Origin of the sequence: Pseudomonas sp. PvP027 (assembly GCF_017833005.1) — a bacterium.
GTDB lineage: Bacteria > Pseudomonadota > Gammaproteobacteria > Pseudomonadales > Pseudomonadaceae > Aquipseudomonas > Aquipseudomonas congelans.
In genome coordinates this window covers 2,971,982-2,991,859 of record NZ_JAFIBK010000001.1, presented here as the reverse complement: position 1 = coordinate 2,991,859, position 19,878 = coordinate 2,971,982, and the positions used below count along the sequence as shown (strand labels likewise).

Annotated in this window: 18 protein-coding genes; 9 read left to right on the top strand and 9 right to left on the bottom strand. The window is 59.6% G+C overall.

All coding sequences use genetic code 11. From position 1 onward, the window contains the following. Nucleotides 1–200: 200 nt before the first annotated feature. From JOE33_RS12570 to JOE33_RS12560, 3 genes are all read right to left on the bottom strand, one after another. Entirely contained in the window at nt 201–1,259 is a 1,059-nt protein-coding gene (locus JOE33_RS12570; protein WP_187624987.1) for a PA0069 family radical SAM protein, read from the bottom strand. 119 nt (nt 1,260–1,378) lie between these two features. Next, on the bottom strand, nt 1,379–2,047 hold the full coding sequence (elbB, locus tag JOE33_RS12565) for an isoprenoid biosynthesis glyoxalase ElbB (protein ID WP_122578882.1): 669 nt from the start codon (nt 2,045–2,047) through the stop codon (nt 1,379–1,381). Between the two features lie 225 nt (nt 2,048–2,272). Next, nucleotides 2,273–2,935 carry a DedA family protein gene (locus JOE33_RS12560; RefSeq protein WP_010431285.1) on the bottom strand — a complete coding sequence of 221 codons (663 nt, stop codon included), beginning with the start codon at nt 2,933–2,935 and terminating at the stop codon, nt 2,273–2,275. A 231-nt stretch (nt 2,936–3,166) separates the two neighbouring features. Between JOE33_RS12560 and hemB the strand changes: the two genes are divergently transcribed. Both hemB and ppk1 read left to right on the top strand, forming a co-directional pair. Continuing rightward, nucleotides 3,167–4,177 (top strand): porphobilinogen synthase, encoded by a 1,011-nt coding sequence (gene hemB, locus JOE33_RS12555; protein ID WP_010431281.1) that lies wholly within the window; start codon nt 3,167–3,169, stop codon nt 4,175–4,177. 16 nt (nt 4,178–4,193) lie between these two features. Next, nucleotides 4,194–6,404, top strand: coding sequence for a polyphosphate kinase 1 (ppk1, locus tag JOE33_RS12550; protein ID WP_003392490.1), 2,211 nt, complete (start codon nt 4,194–4,196; stop codon nt 6,402–6,404). Here the strand turns inward: ppk1 and ppx are convergent. The 5 genes from ppx to JOE33_RS12525 all read right to left on the bottom strand — a co-directional run bounded on the left by ppx (nt 6,391) and on the right by JOE33_RS12525 (nt 11,031). After that, entirely contained in the window at nt 6,391–7,893 is a 1,503-nt protein-coding gene (gene ppx / locus JOE33_RS12545; RefSeq protein ID WP_122589640.1) for an exopolyphosphatase, read from the bottom strand. The genes ppk1 and ppx overlap by 14 nt on opposite strands. Before the next feature lie 289 nt (nt 7,894–8,182). Then, the gene (locus JOE33_RS12540) at nt 8,183–8,917 is read right to left on the bottom strand and encodes an amino acid ABC transporter ATP-binding protein (protein ID WP_003432251.1); all 735 of its coding nucleotides are present in this window, start codon (nt 8,915–8,917) and stop codon (nt 8,183–8,185) included. Beyond that, nucleotides 8,904–9,554: an amino acid ABC transporter permease gene (locus tag JOE33_RS12535; RefSeq protein WP_032619528.1), complete on the bottom strand. Its 651-nt coding sequence runs from the start codon at nt 9,552–9,554 to the stop codon at nt 8,904–8,906. The genes JOE33_RS12540 and JOE33_RS12535 overlap by 14 nt, the downstream gene beginning before the upstream one ends. Next, on the bottom strand, nt 9,551–10,216 hold the full coding sequence (locus JOE33_RS12530) for an amino acid ABC transporter permease (protein ID WP_003317350.1): 666 nt from the start codon (nt 10,214–10,216) through the stop codon (nt 9,551–9,553). The genes JOE33_RS12535 and JOE33_RS12530 overlap by 4 nt, the downstream gene beginning before the upstream one ends. Before the next feature lie 29 nt (nt 10,217–10,245). Further along, nucleotides 10,246–11,031 carry a transporter substrate-binding domain-containing protein gene (locus tag JOE33_RS12525; RefSeq protein WP_010431270.1) on the bottom strand — a complete coding sequence of 262 codons (786 nt, stop codon included), beginning with the start codon at nt 11,029–11,031 and terminating at the stop codon, nt 10,246–10,248. 250 nt (nt 11,032–11,281) lie between these two features. Here JOE33_RS12525 and JOE33_RS12520 point away from each other — a divergent pair, with 250 nt between their 5' ends. The 6 genes from JOE33_RS12520 to JOE33_RS12495 all read left to right on the top strand — a co-directional run bounded on the left by JOE33_RS12520 (nt 11,282) and on the right by JOE33_RS12495 (nt 17,364). Continuing rightward, nucleotides 11,282–11,986: a FadR/GntR family transcriptional regulator gene (locus JOE33_RS12520; protein WP_004409077.1), complete on the top strand. Its 705-nt coding sequence runs from the start codon at nt 11,282–11,284 to the stop codon at nt 11,984–11,986. Between the two features lie 120 nt (nt 11,987–12,106). Beyond that, on the top strand, nt 12,107–12,436 hold the full coding sequence (trxA, locus tag JOE33_RS12515; RefSeq protein ID WP_010431266.1) for a thioredoxin TrxA: 330 nt from the start codon (nt 12,107–12,109) through the stop codon (nt 12,434–12,436). A gap of 231 nt (nt 12,437–12,667) precedes the next feature. Continuing rightward, nucleotides 12,668–13,927, top strand: coding sequence for a transcription termination factor Rho (gene rho, locus JOE33_RS12510; protein ID WP_002551560.1), 1,260 nt, complete (start codon nt 12,668–12,670; stop codon nt 13,925–13,927). A gap of 127 nt (nt 13,928–14,054) precedes the next feature. Then, nucleotides 14,055–15,521, top strand: coding sequence for a 4-hydroxy-3-polyprenylbenzoate decarboxylase (ubiD, locus tag JOE33_RS12505; protein WP_010431263.1), 1,467 nt, complete (start codon nt 14,055–14,057; stop codon nt 15,519–15,521). Next, a complete protein-coding gene (locus tag JOE33_RS12500) occupies nt 15,521–16,489 on the top strand; it encodes a CDP-6-deoxy-delta-3,4-glucoseen reductase (RefSeq protein ID WP_054994425.1) in 969 nt (322 codons plus the stop codon). The genes ubiD and JOE33_RS12500 overlap by 1 nt, the downstream gene beginning before the upstream one ends. A gap of 206 nt (nt 16,490–16,695) precedes the next feature. Then, nucleotides 16,696–17,364, top strand: a complete 669-nt coding sequence (locus JOE33_RS12495) for a gamma-glutamylcyclotransferase (RefSeq protein WP_003317342.1) — start codon at nt 16,696–16,698, stop codon at nt 17,362–17,364. Here the strand turns inward: JOE33_RS12495 and glpT are convergent, their stop codons facing one another. Then, nucleotides 17,365–18,714, bottom strand: coding sequence for a glycerol-3-phosphate transporter (glpT, locus tag JOE33_RS12490; RefSeq protein ID WP_187624988.1), 1,350 nt, complete (start codon nt 18,712–18,714; stop codon nt 17,365–17,367). It lies immediately after the preceding gene. Between the two features lie 292 nt (nt 18,715–19,006). Here glpT and JOE33_RS12485 point away from each other — a divergent pair, with 292 nt between their 5' ends. After that, complete coding sequence (locus JOE33_RS12485; RefSeq protein ID WP_122529271.1) at nt 19,007–19,654, top strand: energy transducer TonB; 648 nt, start codon at nt 19,007–19,009, stop codon at nt 19,652–19,654. Nucleotides 19,655–19,878 lie beyond the last annotated feature (224 nt).

The window sequence follows — 19,878 nt, the reverse complement described above, 5'->3', positions numbered from 1 at the left end:
TCCTCTCTGACGAATTGATGTGGATTCTTCATGCCTGTTTGACCAGAGCCGGATGTGATCCCTCTCTAAAAGGCATCACGAACAAATCCCTTGAGCGCTATCGCTGATGACACTCCGAGTAACAGACTAATCGCCGAAGCTTAAACGAAACTGAATGCGATGGCTCTGGGACGCGGGTTTGCACGATAGTACCAAGTTCGTCACAGCAACGACATTTGCCCTCCCGGCGGACAAAACGCATCGCAATCGAGTGCAAATCCACCACGTTTGTTCAATCCGAGTCGTTTGATTGCCAGGGCATAGCGTTGAGCCAGCAGGTCGGCAAACGGTCCTTCGCCATGCATTCGAGAGCCAAACGTGCTGTCGTAAAGGGCTCCGCCGCGACTTTGACGAATCAGACTCATCACATGATCGGCGCGTTGCGGGTAATGCGTCTTCAGCCACTCGTCGAACAGCGGCGCGACTTCCAGTGGCAGGCGCAGCATCACGTAGCTGGCGCTCAGGGCGCCCGCAGCCTTGGCTTCGCTCAGCAGTGCCTCCAGTTCGCTGTCATTGATCATCGGGATGATCGGCGCACACAGCACTCCGACCGGGACACCTGCCTGACGCAATACCCGAATCGCCCGCAGGCGGGCCTTGGGCGCTGCGGCCCTGGGTTCGAGGATGCATTTGAGTTCGTCATCCAGCGTCGTCAGGCTGATGAAGACCGACACCAGCCGCAGCCTGGCCATTTCTGCCAGCAGATCCAGGTCGCGCAGGATCAGCGAGCCTTTGGTGATGATGCTGACCGGATGCCGATAGCGCAGTAACACCTCAAGCGTCGCGCGGGTGATGCGGTATTCACGTTCGATCGGCTGGTAGGGGTCGGTGTTGGCCCCGAGGGTGATGGGCGCGCAGCGGTAACCGGGTTTGGAGAGCTGTTGCTCCAGCAGCGCTGCCGCGTTGGTCTTGGCGATCAGCTTGGTCTCGAAATCCAGGCCGGGCGACATGTCCCAGTAGGCGTGGCTGGGTCTGGCGAAACAATAGATGCAGCCGTGCTCGCAGCCCCGGTAAGGATTGATCGACCTGTCAAAGGGGATATCCGGCGAGCTGTTGCGGGTAATGATGCTTTTGGCTGTTTCGCTGGTGACCTGGGTGCCTTGCGTGAGCGGCACTTCCTGATACCAGCCATCGTCTTCAGCCACCGACTGACTGGGTGCGAAGCGGTTATGCGGATTGCTTGCAGTACCTCGGCCACGAACCGGATAGGGGCTGGACATCTGGCATTACTCTTATACTGTTCATGCATACAGTACAGCATAAAGCCCGGATGGATCGCCATGGCCGGCCTGCAAAACACCGCCCGTCTGACAGGCGGTGTTTTGCTGGCAGCGCAACGTCAGGCATCGCCCTCGTGAGTCAGTTCCAGCACGCGGTCAACCAGCTTGTTGATGCCCGAGGCTGCCTCGCTGATGCTCTTGGCGACCATATAGGCAGGTGTGCTGACCAGTTTTCGTGCTTCGTCTTCGACGATGTCATCAACCGCGCATTCCGCATGGCTGCCGCCCATTTTGGTGATGGCCGCAGCGGTTTCAGGGTCGTTGCCGATGGTGCAGGTAACGCCGGGGCCGTAGATCTTGGCCGCGAGCGCCGGGGTGATGCAGATCAGCCCGACCGGTTTGCCTGCTTCGGCAAACGCCTCGGCGAGTTCCAGCAACCCCGCTTCGACCTCGCAGGCCGGACCTTGCAGGGCAAGATCGGAAAGATTCTTTGCCGAGCCGAAACCGCCCGGGATGATCAGCGCGTCAAAGTCTTCGGCATTTGCTTCGCGGATGTCCTTCACTTCGCCCCGTGCAATGCGCGCAGCCTCGACCAGCACATTACGCGACTCGGGCATTTCCTCACCGGTCAGGTGATTGATGACGTGATGCTGAGTGATGTCGGGCGCGAAGCACTGAACCTGCGCACCGCGCTGATCCAGACGCAACAGGGTCAGGACGCTTTCGTGGATTTCGGCACCGTCGTAGACACCACAGCCAGAGAGGATTACAGCCACTTTTTTCTGCATCGATTTCGGCTCCTTGTGCTCGATCAACCTGAGGCTTCTTTTAATTTGTCTGTTCAGTTGATCGCTTTAAGGGCCGAGTGTTCAGTTGAGGCATTGTTGGTTGTGCAAAGCCGGGTGAGCAAAGGTGTGCGGGGAGGGCGGCGGTCGCGAGGTCTGCGCTGCTGCGCGCTGTCGCCGAGCGAGGCCTGTCAGCCTGCTGCTCGGCGGGGAAGGGAGCGGAGAGTTTTATTCGTCGGACTTTTTCGTCAGATCGACGGGCACGGTAACCGGCGTTTCCAGATCGGAGGCTGCCGCCGATGCGCAGAAGCGGCTCTTTTCTTCACGCTCTTCACGGGCGATGCGGGCGTTCTTGATGCGTCTGCGTATCCACAGGGCCAGTCCCAGCAGTACCAGCGCGCCCAGTACCCAGAGTTCATATTTCTTGACGTTACCCAGCAAGCCCTCGAGAACCGCGCCGAAATGATAGGCAGCCGAACCCAGCGCTGCGGCCCAGACAGCCGCGCCGATACCGTTCAGCAGAAGATAACGTCCGGGTGGATAGCCCGACAGGCCGATGGCCACGGGCATGACCGTTCGCAGCCCGTACACGAAGCGGAAGCTCAATACCCAGATGTCCGGGTGCTTGCGGACCAGCCGCAGCGCCTTGTCGCCCATGAGTTGCCAGCGAGGCTTGCGCGCCAAAAGCTTGCGGCCATGCTTGCGCCCCATGAAATACCACAACTGGTCGCCCGCATAACTGCCACAAAAGGCCACGAGGATGACGATATTGAGGTCCATGTATCCGCGAAACGCCAGGAATCCGGCAAGAACCAGAATGGTCTCGCCTTCAAAAAAGGTGCCGAGGAACAGGGCAAAGTAGCCGAATTCATTCAAGAAATTCTGGAGCATTGTCTGGATGCTGGCGAAATGAACGCGCAGCCTAACGCGCCCAAGGCAATCATGAAAGTGTCCATATGTGTCTCGACGTTAAAGATTCTTGCAACCACAATGGTCGTATCCCCTTTAAGGCCGTGACCGCGACGTGCAGTCGCAGGTCGAACCATGACTGTCACACATTGGTCATAATGGCGGCTTATAACTGTCGCGCTTGCCCGCGTAAGCGGGCTCAGGAGTCTCGCCGTGAGCTTTACCCCCGCTAACCGCCTGTTTCCTCTCACTCGTCTGCGCCGTAATCGCCGCGACGACTTTTCCCGTCGGCTGGTGCGTGAAAACGTTGTCACTGTCGACGATCTGATTCTTCCCGTATTTGTTCTCGATGGTGAAAACCGTCGTGAAACCATCGCCTCGATGCCTGGCGTCGAGCGCTTGAGCGTTGATCTGTTGCTCAAGGAAGCCGAGCACTGGGTCGCGCTGGGGATCCCTGCGCTGGCGCTGTTCCCGGTGACACCGCCGGAAAAGAAATCCCTCGACGGTGCCGAAGCCTGGAACCCGGACGGCATTGCCCAGCGCGCGACCCGCGCCCTGCGTGACCGCTTTCCGGAGCTGGGCGTCATCACTGATGTGGCGCTGGACCCGTTCACCACACACGGTCAGGACGGCATCCTCGACGAAGAGGGCTATGTTCAGAACGACATCACTGTCGATGCGCTGGTAAAGCAGGCGCTGTCGCACGCCGATGCTGGTGCTCAGGTGGTCGCGCCGTCGGACATGATGGACGGTCGCATTCAGGCCATCCGCGAGTCTCTGGAGCTGGCCGGGCATGTGAATGTCAGGATCATGGCCTATTCGGCCAAGTACGCCAGTGCCTACTACGGTCCGTTCCGTGATGCGGTGGGTTCCTCCCTGAATCTGGGCAAGGCCAACAAGGCTTCCTATCAGATGGACCCGGCCAACAGCAACGAGGCACTGCACGAAGTGGCAGCCGACCTTGCCGAAGGCGCCGACATGGTCATGGTCAAGCCTGGCATGCCTTATCTGGACATTCTGTACAGGGTCAAGGATGAGTTCAAAGTGCCGACCTTTGTTTATCAGGTCAGCGGTGAATACGCGATGCACATGGCCGCAATCCAGAACGGTTGGCTGAGTGAAGGGGTGATTCTCGAATCCCTCACTGCCTTCAAACGCGCCGGCGCCGACGGCATCCTTACCTACTTTGCTGTTCGCGCCGCTCAACTGTTGAAGGGGCAATAGCCTCACAGGAACATTCATGAATACCGAAGCACTCATCGAAGCCGCTGTTCAAGTCGATGTCCCGGAGGCAACGCCCGTGGTCGAACCTGACATCGAAGTAATCCCGGCCATCGAGGCACCCGCCGCTGCGGTGCCCGCTATCGTCGCCCCGAACCTGGACGACAGCAGCCTGTATATCCACCGTGAGCTGTCGCAACTGCAGTTCAATATCCGGGTTCTGGAACAGGCGCTCGATGAGTCCTACCCATTGCTGGAGCGGCTGAAGTTTCTGCTGATCTTCTCCAGCAACCTCGATGAGTTCTTCGAGATTCGTGTTGCAGGCCTGAAGAAGCAGATCACCTTTGCCCGCGAACAGGCGGGCGCCGACGGTCTGCAGCCGCATCAGGCGCTGGCCAGGATCAGTGAACTGGTACACGGTCATGTAGATCGTCAGTACGCGATCCTCAACGACATTCTGCTGCCGGAGCTGGAGAAACATCAGGTCCGCTTCATTCGCCGCCGTCACTGGACGGCCAAGCTCAAGGCCTGGGTACGACGCTACTTCCGCGACGAGATCGCGCCGATCATCACCCCGATCGGTCTCGATCCGACGCACCCGTTCCCGTTGCTGGTCAACAAGAGCCTGAACTTCATCGTCGAGCTTGAAGGCATCGATGCCTTCGGGCGCGACTCCGGTCTTGCGATCATTCCCGCGCCGCGTCTGCTGCCGCGCGTGATCAAGGTGCCGGAAGATGTCTGCGGGCCTGGCGACAACTTCGTGTTCCTGTCGTCGATGATCCACGCCCACGCCGACGATCTGTTTCAGGGCATGAAGGTCAAGGGCTGCTACCAGTTCCGCCTGACCCGCAACGCCGACCTGGCGCTGGACTCCGAAGATGTGGAAGACCTGGCGCGGGCACTGCGTGGCGAGCTGTTCTCGCGTCGCTACGGTGATGCGGTACGTCTGGAAGTGGCGGATACCTGCCCGAAACACCTGTCGGACTACCTGCTCAAGCAGTTCAACCTGAACGAGTCCGAGCTGTATCAGGTGAATGGCCCGGTCAACCTGACGCGTCTGTTCAGCATCACCGGCCTGGACAGCCACCCCGAATTGCAATACCCGCCGTTCACGCCAGCCATTCCCAAGCTGCTGCAGAACAGCGAAAACGTTTTCAGCGTGGTCAGCAAGCAGGACATCCTGTTGCTGCACCCTTTCGAGTCGTTCACGCCGGTGGTCGACCTGCTGCGCCAGGCGGCAAAAGACCCACACGTTCTGGCGGTGCGCCAGACGCTGTATCGCAGTGGCGCCAACTCGGAAATCGTCGATGCGCTGGTCGATGCCGCGCGTAACGGCAAGGAAGTCACTGCGGTGATCGAGTTGCGTGCGCGTTTCGACGAAGAGTCCAACCTGCAACTGGCCAGCCGTCTGCAAGCCGCCGGTGCGGTGGTGATCTACGGCGTGGTCGGCTTCAAGACCCACGCCAAGATGATGCTGATCCTGCGTCGCGAAGCGGGCGAGATCGTGCGCTATGCGCATCTCGGGACCGGCAACTACCACGCCGGTAACGCGCGTCTGTATACCGATTACAGCCTGCTGACCTCCGATGACGCATTGTGCGAAGACGTCGGCAAACTGTTCAGCCAGTTGATCGGCATGGGCAAGACGCTGCGCATGAAGAAGCTGCTGCATGCGCCGTTCACGCTCAAGAAAGGCATGCTCGACATGATCGCCCGCGAGACGCAATTTGCGCTCGACGGCAAGCCCGCGCACATCATCGCCAAGTTCAACTCGCTGACCGATCCGAAGATCATCCGTGCGTTGTACAAGGCCAGCCAGTCAGGCGTGCGTATCGATCTGGTGGTGCGCGGCATGTGCTGCCTGCGTCCGGGCATCGCCGGGGTTTCGCACAATATCCACGTGCGCTCGATCATCGGCCGCTTCCTGGAGCACACGCGGGTGTTCTACTTCCTCAACGGCGGAGACGAGCAGATGTTCCTGTCGAGCGCCGACTGGATGGAGCGCAACCTCGACAAGCGCGTCGAGACCTGCTTCCCGGTGGAAGGCAAGAAGTTGATTCTGCGTGTGAAGAAGGAGCTGGAAAGCTACCTGACCGACAACACCCACAGCTGGCTGTTGCAGTCGGACGGGCGTTACGTGCGCAGCACGCCGACCGGTAATCAGAACCCGCGAAGCGCCCAGGCGACCCTTTTGGAGCGCCTGAGCAACCCGGTCCTCAGCGTACGCTGAAGACGATGCCGACTCGGGTCAGCCACTCCGCTTCCAGCGCGAAGTCGGCCTGAGTCAGCTGGTTGTTTTCCAGCCAGCCTTTCGGGAATTCGGCGTCCAGATTCGGGCCGTCGGCACGCAACGTCACACGTGGCATCTCCTGGGTGCCACGAATGTGGTGAAACAGAATCGCAAAGCGCAACAGCACGCACAGGCGAATCAGCTTGATGCCTTCATCGCCGAACTCGGCGAACTTGTCCTTGGGAATATTACGGCGATGACCGCGCACCAGCAGTGCGAGCATTTGCTGGTCTTCGCGTGAGAAGCCGGCCAGGTCGGAGTGCTCGATCAGGTACGCGCCGTGCTTGTGGTAGTGATAGTGGGCGATGTCCAGGCCGATCTCGTGCACCTTGGCTGCCCAGCTCAGCAGTTCGGCGTAGCTCTCGTGCTGCAATTCCCAGCTCTCGGCAACCTGCTCCAGCGCATGCAGTGCCTTGGCTTCGACGCGTGCGGCCTGTTCCAGGTCGACGTGATAACGCTCCATCAGCGAGCTGAGCGTACGCTCACGCACGTCTTCATGATGATGGCGGCCCATCAGGTCATACAGCACGCCTTCACGCAGGGCGCCTTCGCAGTGATCCATGCGATTGAGTTCGAGGGCGTCGAAGATGGCTTCCAGAATCGCCAGGCCTGCGGGGAAAATGGCGCGACGGTCGGGCTTGATGCCATCGAAGTCGATCTTCTCCACGTCACCCATTTTGAACAGCTTGCGCTTGAGCCAGGCCAGCCCTTCGGCGTTGACCTCGCCTGCGCCGTAACCATTGGCCTTGAGCGCCAGGCCGATAGCACGAATGGTACCTGACGAACCGATCGCTTCATCCCACTTGAGGCGATGCAGCGCGTGTTCGATGCTCATGATTTCCAGACGGGCAGCGGTGTAGGCCTGGGCGTATCGGGCCGGTGTCACCTTGCCGTCGCGGAAGTAGCGCTGGGTAAAACTCACGCAGCCCATCTGCAGGCTTTCACGCAGCAGCGGCTCGAAGCGCTGGCCGATGATGAATTCGGTACTGCCGCCGCCGATGTCGGCGACCAGACGTTTGCCCGGGGTGTCGGCCAGCGTGTGGGAAACGCCCAGATAAATGAGGCGCGCTTCTTCGCGGCCGGAAATCACTTCCACCGGATGGCCGAGGATTTCTTCGGCGCGGTGAATGAAGTCGTTGCGGTTACGCGCCTCGCGCAGGGCATTGGTGCCCACGATGCGCACCGCACCTAGCGGCAGCCCGTTGATCAGTTGGGCGAAGCGTTTCAGGCAGTCGAGACCGCGCTGCATGGATTCTTCGGTCAGCTGGCGCTCTTCGTCGATGCCAGCGGCCAACTGCACCTTCTCGCCCAGGCGCTCAAGAATGCGAATCTCGCCCTGATTGGCTTTCGCCACAACCATATGAAAGCTGTTGGAGCCCAGGTCGATAGCGGCGATCAGTGAAAAATTCTTGGGTGTTGAGTGCGGCATGGTCAGAAAATCCGGTTCGATAACCGGACCATCGTGCCACGATCCATGCTTGCCGCCAACGCGAAGCTGTTCAGGCACCGGAAATACCCGGTATTACTCGTGGGACATGGCGCATGGCTATCTGATGTGTGGGAGCAACGTTTTATCAGAAAGCCTGGATCGTGATGCATAAGCTCGTTGATTCTGGCCGCAGGCTGTAGGAGCGAACTTGTTCGCGAACAAGTTCGCTCCTACAGATACCTGAACGTCTCGCCTTAACGGTTCTTCAAGGCGTATGTATTCGGCCCTGTCAGGCGTGCTCCACTGTGCCGATGAAGTTCGCCAGTTCCGGGGTTTTCGGGTTGGCGAAGAGCTCTTTCGGATCGCCCACTTCATGCACCTTGCCTTGGTGCATGAACACCAGCTTGTCGCCCACTTCACGCGCGAAGCGCATTTCGTGGGTGACCATGATCAGGGTCATGCCATCGGCTGCCAGCTGGCGCACCACGCTGAGCACTTCGTTGACCAGTTCCGGGTCCAGCGCCGAGGTGATTTCGTCGCACAGCAATACCTTGGGCGACATCGCCAGTGCGCGGGCAATTGCCACGCGTTGCTGCTGACCACCGGACAGGCGATCCGGGAAAGCGTCGAACTTCTCGCCGAGGCCGACGCGTTCGAGCATCTTCCTCGCCAGTTTGGCGGCCTCGGCCTTCGGTACTTTCTGCACGACCTGCGGCGCAAGCATGACGTTCTCGCCCACGCTCAGGTGCGGGAACAGGTTGAACTGCTGGAACACCATACCGACCTTCTGGCGCAGTGTGCGCAGGTCGGCGCGTGCGGCGTCGAGGTATTCGCCATCGACCTCGATCACGCCATCGTTGATCGACTCCAGGCCGTTGAGCGTGCGCAACAGGGTGCTTTTGCCCGAGCCGCTGCGACCGATGATCGCCACGACCTGGCCCTCTTCGACCGACAGATCGATGCCTTTGAGCACGTGATGATCGCCATAGTATTTATGCAGGGCGGAAATTCTAAGCAGAGGCATGCAGTCTCCTTTCCAGATGGCGCGCGCACAGCGACAAGGGGTAGCACAGGATGAAGTAGCCCAGGGCAACGAAGCCATAGACCATGAAAGGTTCGAACGTGGCGTTGGCCAGCATGCTGCCGGTCTTGGTCAATTCGGTGAAACCGATGATCGACGTCACCGCAGTGCCTTTGACCACCTGCACGGAAAAGCCGACCGTCGGCGCGACCGCGATGCGCAACGCTTGCGGCAGAATCACATAGCGCATCTGCTCGAACGGGGTCAGCGCCAGGCTCGCGGATGCTTCCCACTGGCCCTTGGAGATCGATTCGACGCAGCCGCGCCAGATCTCTGCAAGGTAAGCGCTGGTAAACAGCGTCAAGGCCAGTGCCGCCGCAGCCCAGGGCGAAATGTTCAGGCCCATCAGCGCGACACCGAAGAACACCAGAAACAACTGCATCAACAGCGGTGTGCCCTGAAACAGTTCTATATAGAGTTTCGCGGTCACGCGCGGGCCGGATTTTTCCGAGGTGCGCATGCCCATGATCAGCAAGCCGATCAGCCCGCCGCCGATGAAGGCCACCAGCGACAAGGCCAGGGTCCATTGCAGGCCGATCAGCAGATTGCGCACGATGTCCCAGAGGGTGAAATCCATCAGCGGTTCCTCGAGATGTAGCGTCGCCCGATCCAGGCCAGCAATTGCCGGATCAGCAGCGCCATGGCCAGGTAGATCAGCGTGGTCACAATGTAGGTTTCGAACGAGCGGAAGTTGCGTGACTGAATGAAGTTGGCATAGAAGCTCAGTTCTTCAGTGGCAATCTGCGAGCAGACAGACGAGCCGAGCATGACGATGATGATCTGGCTGCTCAGTGCCGGCCAGACCTTGCCCAGCGCCGGAACCAGTACCACGTGGCGAAAGGCTTCATAGCGACTCATCGCCAGCGCCGCCGATGCTTCAAGCTGACCCTTGGGAATCGCCTGTATACCTGCCCGCACGATTTCGGTCGAGTAGGCACCCAGGTTGATGACCATCGCCAGCACCGCTGCCTGCCATTCCGTGATCTGCACGCCCAGCGACGGCAGACCGAAGAAAATGAAGAACAGCTGAACCAGAAACGGCGTATTGCGGATCAGCTCGACATAGATGGCAAAGATCGTCGCAAAGGGCTGAATCTTCCAGGCCCTCACGACGGCACCGACAATACCGAGACTGACGCCCAGCAGGGTGCCAATGGCCGTCAGTTCCAGCGTGAACAAAGCCCCGCGCAACAGCAGATCGATGCTCTGCAGGACCGGTGTAAAGTCGAAGTGATAAGCCATTGGTGAATCCTGTTACCGGAAAGCAGTGATCAGAGATCGGCAGGCAGCGGTTGCTTCAGCCAGGTCTGGGAAGCTTTTTCCAGCGTGCCGTCAGCCTTGGCGGCGTTCAGAATCTCATCGACCTTGCCCAGCAGTTCCGGCTGACCCTTGTTCACGCCGACGTAGACCGGCGAATCCTTGAGTTTCACTTTCAGCGCCGGGATGCGCTTGGGGTTGCGCTCGCTGATCGCGACCATCACCACGTTGCCGCTGGCGATCAGGTCGGTCTGACCGGCCAGATAGGCTGCGATGGTCGAGTTGTTGTCTTCGAAGCGCTTGATGACCGCGCCTTCCGGAGCCACTTTCGACAGCTCGATGTCCTCGATCGCGCCACGGGTGACGCTGATGGTCTTGCCTTTAAGGTCAGCGATGTCCTTGACCGGCGAATCAGGTGGACCGAATACCGCCAGGTAGAACGGTGCGTAAGCGCGCGAGAAGTCGATGACTTTCTCGCGGTCCGGGTTCTTGCCCAGGCTGGAGATCACCAGGTCGACCTTGCCGGTGGTCAGGAACGGAATGCGGTTGGTGCTGTTGACCGGGGTCAGTTCCAGCTTGACCTTCAACCTGTCGGCCAGCAGCTGTGCGGTGTCGATGTCCAGGCCGCGGGGCTTCATGTCAGGGCCGACCGAGCCGAACGGCGGGAAGTCCTGCGGAACGGCCACCTTCAGGGTGCCGCGCGCTACAACGTCGTCCAGGCCGTTCGCGTGGGCGGGTGTCTGGCTCAGCATCAGACTGGCAAACAATGCAGTAAGCAGGGCGCTGTAACGCTTGGTCATATGAAATCTCCGGGCGAAACGAAAGGTGTTGGCCTGTCTCCAGTGCACAGCGCATGCCATCCGCCGGTTACCGGCCATGAATCAAGGTTTGCAGCGTGTTTATGGTCTTACTGGTCTGACCAGTCTGAGGGCAGTGCGCCCTGCTTTGGCGCGCTTTAAAGCCTTGCCGCCCCAGTGCTGGGCGTCGCTTGCCGAATTTTCAAGATGGGGATAAAAGGGATTTTTACTGGACTGACTGGCCTGAACAGTGATGCCGCACACTTCACTCGCAGTACCCGAATCAGCCCTCAGGGCCATTCGCAAATTGATCGCCGAGCAAGGCTACAAGCCCGGCGAGAGCCTGCCGTCGCAACGCGATCTGGCGGTTCTGCTGGGGGTCAGTCGGGCGTCTTTGCGTGAAGCCTTGTCGTCGCTCAGTGCACTCGGAGTGGTCAGTGTCCAGCCCGGCAAAGGCGTCTTCGTGCAGTCGATTTCTGAACCAGAACAGCGCACGAGTGGTTTTTCCTGGCCTTATGAAGCTCAGGTTTCCCCGGCTGACACTTTTCAGTTGCGCTATGCCCTGGAAGGTTTCGCTGCAGGCATGGCAGCCGTGACCCTGACCGCCGATGAGCGGGATGTGCTGGAGGACAACGTCGAGGCCATGCGCCTGGAGTTGCGTGCCGGTGACTTCGAGGCGGCGGCGCGGCTGGACTTCGAGTTTCATCGACACATTCTGGTCGCCAGCGGCAATCAGGCGATGCTGGGTATCGTGACTGCCGGGGCCGACATCTTCCTTGAGAGTCAGAAGATGCCGTTCATCCGCGCGGCCAGGGTCATGGAAACCTGGCAGGAGCATCGCAAGATCCTTCGCGCACTGGCCCGACATGCTTCAGGGCCTGCGCAAAAGGCCATGCAGGACCATATTCGTGGCGCGGCACTGCGCACCGGTATCGTGTTCGTTTCGCCCGCCAACTGAACGCCTGCCATAACTCCAGTCATGGAGCATCATAGTCAGACTCAATGATCCTTCGCTTCCTGAATCACCTGAGGCCCGCTATGATGGGCGTCGTTTTAGCCTATGACCTCGGAGACTTCCATGAGCAGCGACCTTATCAAACACGTCACCGACGCCACCTTTGAAGCCGAAGTGCTCCAGGCTCAGGGTCCTGTGCTTGTTGACTACTGGGCTGAATGGTGTGGCCCGTGCAAAATGATTGCCCCGGTTCTGGACGAAATCGCCAGTACCTATCAAGGCAAACTGACGGTTGCCAAGTTGAACATCGATGAAAACCAGGACACGCCTGCCAAGCATGGTGTTCGTGGCATTCCTACGCTGATGCTGTTCAAGAACGGTAACGTTGAAGCGACCAAAGTCGGCGCTCTGTCGAAGTCGCAGCTGGCTGCGTTCCTCGACGCCAACATCTGAGGCGTTTCAAAGCCCCGCAAATCGCGGGGTTTTTTTCGGGTGTCGTACTAGACGCCTTGAAAATCAGGTGGTACATTCGGCCCCGCAACGGCTTCTCCGTTGCCCCCTGCTAGCCGTCGCCGACGCTCTCCTTTCGATTTAGTACGCGATCCTGTCGCCTTCTCTGCGGCGCGGCCTCATTAAGCCAAAAGCTTAATTTCCCCCTCCATACATGATTACGTCATTCCCCATATGAACCTGACTGAACTCAAGCAAAAGCCGATTACCGAATTGCTCGAAATGGCCGAACAGGCTGGCATAGAAAATATGGCCCGTTCGCGCAAGCAGGACGTCATTTTCTCCCTGCTCAAACGGCACGCCAAAAGTGGCGAGGAAATATCCGGTGATGGCGTGCTGGAGATTCTCCAGGACGGCTTCGGTTTCCTGCGCTCTGCAGACGCTTCCTACCTGGCCGGCCCGGATGACATCTATGTCTCCCCCAGCCAGATCCGCCGCTTCAACCTGCGTACCGGCGACACCATCGTTGGCAAGATCCGTCCACCCAAGGAAGGCGAGCGTTATTTCGCTCTGCTCAAGGTCGACACGATCAACTACGACCGTCCGGAAAACGCCAAGAACAAGATTCTGTTCGAAAACCTGACGCCGTTGTTCCCGACGATCCGCATGAAGATGGAAGCCGGTAACGGTTCCACCGAAGACCTGACCGGTCGTGTGATCGATCTGTGCGCACCGATCGGTAAAGGTCAGCGTGGTCTGATCGTTGCTCCGCCGAAGGCGGGCAAGACCATCATGCTGCAGAACATCGCGTCGAACATCACGCGTAACAACCCGGAAGTGCATCTGATCGTTCTGCTGATCGACGAGCGCCCGGAAGAAGTGACCGAGATGCAGCGCACCGTGCGCGGCGAAGTGGTCGCTTCGACGTTCGACGAACCGCCAACCCGTCACGTACAGGTTGCCGAAATGGTGATCGAGAAGGCCAAACGCCTGGTCGAGCACAAGAAAGACGTCGTTATCCTGCTCGACTCCATCACCCGTCTGGCACGTGCCTACAACACCGTCATCCCGAGCTCCGGCAAGGTATTGACCGGTGGTGTCGACGCTCATGCACTCGAGAAGCCAAAGCGTTTCTTCGGTGCTGCGCGTAACATCGAAGAAGGCGGCTCGTTGACCATCATCGCCACCGCACTGGTTGAAACCGGTTCGAAGATGGATGAAGTGATCTACGAAGAGTTCAAGGGTACCGGCAACATGGAGCTGCCTCTGGATCGCAAGATTGCAGAGAAGCGCGTGTTCCCGGCCATCAACATCAACCGCTCCGGCACACGCCGTGAAGAGCTGTTGACCGCTGATGACGAACTGCAGCGCATGTGGATCCTGCGCAAGCTGCTGCACCCGATGGACGAAGTCGCAGCTATCGAGTTTCTGATCGACAAGCTCAAGCAGACCAAGACCAACGACGAGTTCTTCCTGTCCATGAAACGCAAGTAACCGGCAGGCTGAAACAAAAAATGGTGTCCTTCGGGGCACCATTTTTTTTGCCTGCATGCCGCCGATTAGCTGCCTTGAAGGGCTGGAGCAGGTACGATGTGCGTCTATTGGATAAATGGCCGGGTTAATGAAATTCAAAGATCTTAGGGATTTCGTGCAGCAGCTTGAGCAGCGCGGAGAGTTGAAACGCATCCAGATGCCGATCTCGCCTGTGCTGGAAATGACTGAAATCTGTGACCGTACCTTGCGTGCCAAGGGCCCGGCCCTGCTATTCGAAAAACCGGTCGGTTTTGATATCCCGGTGCTCGGCAACCTGTTCGGCACACCGGAGCGCGTCGCCATGGGCATGGGCGCCGAAGCGGTCAGCGAGCTGCGTGAAATTGGCAAGCTGCTGGCGTTTCTCAAAGAGCCCGAGCCACCCAAGGGCCTGAAGGACGCCTGGTCCAAACTGCCGATCTTCCGCAAGGTCATCGCCATGGCGCCGAAGGTTGTCAAGGATGCGCCCTGCCAGGAGATCGTCATCGAAGGCGACGACGTCGACCTCGGCATGCTGCCGGTACAGACCTGCTGGCCGGGCGATGTTGCGCCGCTGATCACCTGGGGCCTGACGGTCACCAAAGGCCCGAACAAGGAGCGCCAGAACCTCGGCATCTATCGCCAGCAGGTCATCGGTCGCAACAAGATCATCATGCGCTGGCTCAGCCATCGCGGTGGCGCGCTGGACTTCCGCGACTGGTGCGTCAAGCACCCTGGCGAGCCTTATCCGGTGGCCGTCGCACTGGGCGCGGACCCGGCGACCATTCTCGGTGCCGTGACGCCGGTACCGGACAGCCTCTCCGAATATGCCTTTGCCGGTCTGCTGCGTGGCTCGCGCACCGAGCTGATCAAGTGCCGTGGCAGCAATCTGCAGGTTCCGGCCAGCGCCGAGATCGTGCTCGAGGGTGTGATTCACCCGGGCGAGATGGCCGACGAAGGGCCTTACGGCGACCACACCGGCTATTACAACGAAGTCGACAGCTTCCCGGTGCTCACCGTCGAGCGCATCACGCACCGTATCAAGCCGATCTACCACAGCACCTACACCGGTCGTCCGCCTGATGAGCCGGCCATTCTGGGCGTCGCGCTGAACGAAGTGTTCGTGCCGATTCTGCAAAAGCAGTTTCCGGAAATCGTCGATTTCTACCTGCCGCCCGAGGGTTGCTCGTACCGCATGGCGGTGGTGACCATCAAGAAACAGTATCCCGGCCATGCCAAGCGCGTGATGCTGGGTGTCTGGTCGTTCTTGCGCCAGTTCATGTACACCAAGTTCGTGATCGTCACCGACGACGATATCAATGCGCGGGACTGGAACGACGTGATCTGGGCCATTACCACGCGTATGGACCCCAAGCGCGACACGGTCATGATCGACAACACGCCCATCGATTACCTCGATTTCGCCTCGCCGGTGTCCGGCCTGGGATCGAAAATGGGGTTGGATGCCACGAACAAATGGCCAGGAGAGACCAGCCGCGAGTGGGGCAGGGCGATCGTCAAGGACGAAGCCACTACACGCCGGGTGGACGAAATCTGGACTCAGTTGGGAATAGATTGATGCGCGTAACCTTGCAGCCATCAGGTGCGGTGCTGGAAACCCTGCCGGGCGAGCGGATACTCGATGCTGCACAGCGTCTGGGTTACGAGTGCCCGCAGAGCTGTCGCAATGGCAACTGCCATGTCTGTTCGGCCCTGTTGGTCGAGGGCCGGGTGATGCAGTCGGGGCAGACGCTTGATCACGGCGAAATTCATACCTGTGTGGCCGTGCCGCTGACGGACTGCGTAGTGCTGTGGGATGGCGTGCTGGCCAAGGGTGAACTGCCGGTGCGCAGTTTTGCCTGCCAGCTGAGCGAGTGCGTCGAAGTAGGTGGTGATGTCTGGCGGGTCGGCCTGCGCGCGCCGGCTGGCAAGCCACCGCGTTATCACGCCGGGCAGTACCTGATGATCGAGCGTGAGAACGGCGAGAAGTCGGCGTTTTCCATCGCATCGGCGCCGCACAGCGGTCGCGACCTGGAGCTGCACGTGCTGGCTCGTGAAGACAGTGCGCGCAGCCTGATCGAGCAACTGCAACGCAACCGCATGGCACGGGTCGAGCTGCCCTTTGGCGACACTCACCTTGCCGAGCTGCCGGACGGGCCGCTGGTGCTGATCGCAGCCGGTACGGGCATGGCGCAAATGAACAGTTTGCTGGAACACTGTCGCTCCACAGGCTTCAGTCATCCTGTACACCTTTACTGGGGCGTGCGTCGTCCTGAGGATTTCTACCAGGTCAGCCATTGGGATGAGTGGGCGAAACTGCCGAACCTGTTCCTGCACAAGGTCGTCAGTGACCTGTGCGGCTGGGAAGGACGTTGCGGTCTGCTGCACGAGGCGGTTTGCGAGGACATCAAGGACCTGTCGGCCGTCCACGTCTACGCCAGCGGCTCGCCAGCGATGATCTATGGAACCCTGGACGCCCTGGTCGACGCCGGAATGGACGCGCATCAGATGCGCGCAGATGTGTTCGCTTACGCACCGCGTCCTTAATGCCGGACTGACGGCTGCATGAGTGGAGTGTAAATTGCTTTATTGATTACAACCGATGGCGATGCATGGTCGTCGCCAGGCAACTTTAGTAGAGGCAGGCCGTTGGCCTGTGGCAACAACCGAACCACGACACCCTGATGCCGCTCACCCACGAGCGAGTCGGCGGGGCTCGGTAAAAACTGACAGTCAGACTGTCAGGGAGGCAAATGGAGAATCCAATCAACGAGTTGGCCGCTGCGGTGCATGACGGCCTTGGCCTGACGTATCCGCCTGTTATCGATATGGGCCCACAGCTTACCCGCGAGCAACTGCTCGCATCCATGAACACCACCATGCGTCGTCACAAGGGCGGCCCGGTCTGGCTGTTCGCTTACGGCTCACTGATCTGGCGTCCCGAGTGCACCGCCGTGGAGAGCCAGCGCGCCCGAGTGCACGGTTATCACCGCGGGCTTTACCTCTGGTCGCACGAACACCGAGGCACGCCGGAAGTACCGGGGCTGGTATTCGGTCTGGACCGTGGCGGCTCATGCACCGGCTTCGCCTATCGTCTGCCGGATGAATGCCTGGAGAAATCGCTGCTGGCCTTGTGGGAGCGCGAGATGCCGTACCCCTCGTATCGCCCGCACTGGCTCAATTGCCGCCTTGAAGATGGCAGGAAGGTGCAGGCCCTGGGCTTCGTGCTCGAGCGGCATCTGCCCAGCTACGCAGGCAACCTGCCGGACAGCGTGCTGAGCCAGGTGCTCGCCAGCGCCAGAGGGCGCTATGGAACCACCCGCGAGTACGTGGAGCAGACCGCCAAGGCCCTGCGTAGCCACGCCATGCCAGACCTGAATCTGGAGGCGCGGCTCAAGCGCTGCAAGTCGGAGACTGCCTGATCAGCCTTTGATGTCGCGGGACGTGCTGGCGACCTGTTTGTGCCGCAGCGTCGGCGCAAGGAACACCATCGCCAGAATGCACGCGCCGATCAACAGCACGAAACCACCATCCCAGCCGAAGTGGTCAACCGTGTAGCCCATCGCCGCGCTGGCCGCAACCGACCCGCCCAGATAGCCGAACAGCCCGGTAAAACCAGCGGCCGTGCCTGCTGCCTTCTTCGGTGCCAGTTCCAGCGCCTGCAGGCCGATCAGCATTACCGGGCCGTAGATCAGGAAGCCGATGGACACCAGCGCGATCATGTCGACGGTCGGATTGCCTTCAGGGTTGAGCCAGTACACCAGCGTGGCGATGGTCACCAGAAACATGAACACCATGCCGGTCAGGCCGCGATTGCCCTTGAAGATCTTGTCCGACATCCAGCCGCACAGCAGCGTGCCCGGAATGCCTGCCCACTCGTACAGAAAGTAAGCCCAGGAGGTCTTGTCGACCGTGAAGTGCTTGGCTTCTTTCAGATAGGTAGGTGCCCAGTCCAGCACGCCGTAGCGCAGCAGGTAAACGAACACGTTGGCCATGGCGATGTACCACAGGAATTTGTTGCGCAGCACGTACTTGACGAAGATTTCCCGGGCGCTGAATTCTTCTTCGTGGCTGGCATCGTAGCCTTCCGGATAATCGTTCTTATAGTGCTCGATAGGCGGCAGGCCGACCGATTGCGGGGTGTCACGCATGGTCGCGAAGGCGAACACCGCGACCAGCAACGCAACCGCCGCTGGTACGTAGAACGCCGCATGCCAGTCGTTGGTCCAGCCCATGCCGAGCAGGAACAGCGGGCCGATCAGGCCACCGCCGACGTTGTGCGCTACGTTCCACACCGACACCACACCGCCGCGCTCTTTCTGCGACCACCAGTGGACCATCGTCCGCCCGCTCGGCGGCCAGCCCATGCCCTGCGCCCAGCCATTGATGAACAGCAGCACGAACATGATCGTGACACTGGACGTCGCCCACGGCGCGAAGCTAAAGATGAACATGATCCCGGCAGACACCAGCAGGCCGAACGGCAGAAAGTAACGCGGGTTGGAGCGATCCGAAACGATGCCCATGAGGAATTTCGACAAGCCGTAGGCAATCGCAATGGCCGACATCGCCACGCCCAGCTGGCCACGCGTATAGCCTTCGTCAATCAGATACGGCATCGCCAACGAGAAATTCTTGCGTAACAGGTAGTAACCCGCATAGCCGATAAAGATGCCTGCGAAGATCTGCCAGCGCAGACGACGATAGGTGCTGTCGACCTTTTCTTCGGGAAGGGGTGCCTGATGCCTGGCGGGGCGGAAAAACCCAAACATGGAGAAGCTCCTGATTATTGTTGTTTTTGCGAATGCGAATATTACATTTTCATTACAGAAAAAAGCAGTGCCTTCGGGCTGATTCTTTGTAGGAATTGCAGGCAATCAGCTGTTGTTTTACGAACATTGCGTAAATGTTTGCAGGCGTTTCAAGTGTTTGGGATTGGTCCTACAGGCGTATCGGAAGTCGTGCGCTAACTGAGATGTCGGCAGGCTCTTACCATCGTCATCACTGCGCCCCGGAGGTGCACCACGACGATGAGCCCCTACAACAATGAGAATGACCGCGTTCATGATTGCCGCAGCACTGGCCCCTCACGCCGGCGCTGCAGAGCCATTTCTGGTGCCGATATACACGCCGGCACCGGTTTTTCCGCCTGAGCTGGTCAAGACCCGCTATGCGGGCAAGGTCCGCGCCCAGATGTGGATCAAATCCGACGGCCAGGTTCGTGAAGTCAGGGCCATCGAGAGCGGCCACCCGCAACTCGCCGAAGCGGTGGAGCAAGCACTGCGCCAATGGCGCTATAAACCTTGGGTCGGAACAGTCGGCGCGCCGCCCATGACCACGATCACCGTGCCGGTGATTTTTGGTTCCCACGGCTATCGGCGCTTCAACACCGAGGTGACCGTGGGCCTGGGCAATATCCGCTGTGGCTACCTGAACGACGAAGTGAAAGCCGCCCGCCAGGACTATCCCAATGAACCGCTGAGTAAAGTCGACGTGTTCTGGTACACCACGCAGGCGCTGTTCGGCAGCCACGTTGCCCACCTGCGTAGCGAGCCCCAACGCCAGGTGCTGCTTGAGCAACTGGGCGCCGCGATACCGATGATGGTCAGCAATTGCCGAAGCAATCCCGATCGTCTGTATGGCGACTATCTGCCAGCGCCGATCAAGACGTTGATGGTGGGGTTGGCTGAGCAAGCGGAGGGCAGCGAATGAGCCGTGTGCTGGGCGGTATTGATCATGGTCGTCGTGAGCGCCGCGTACTTGTGGGAGTGAGCTTGCTCACGAAGAGGTCGGTACAGTTAGTGAAAATTCTCACGGAGCTTTCTCGTTCTACAGGCTTCAGTGGGATTCATTTCTTGACGCTCTGCGCCGCAAAGAGGACGCGGAGCGTCGCACGATAGTTGAGATAATCGTTCCCTACGCTCCAGCGCTCATGG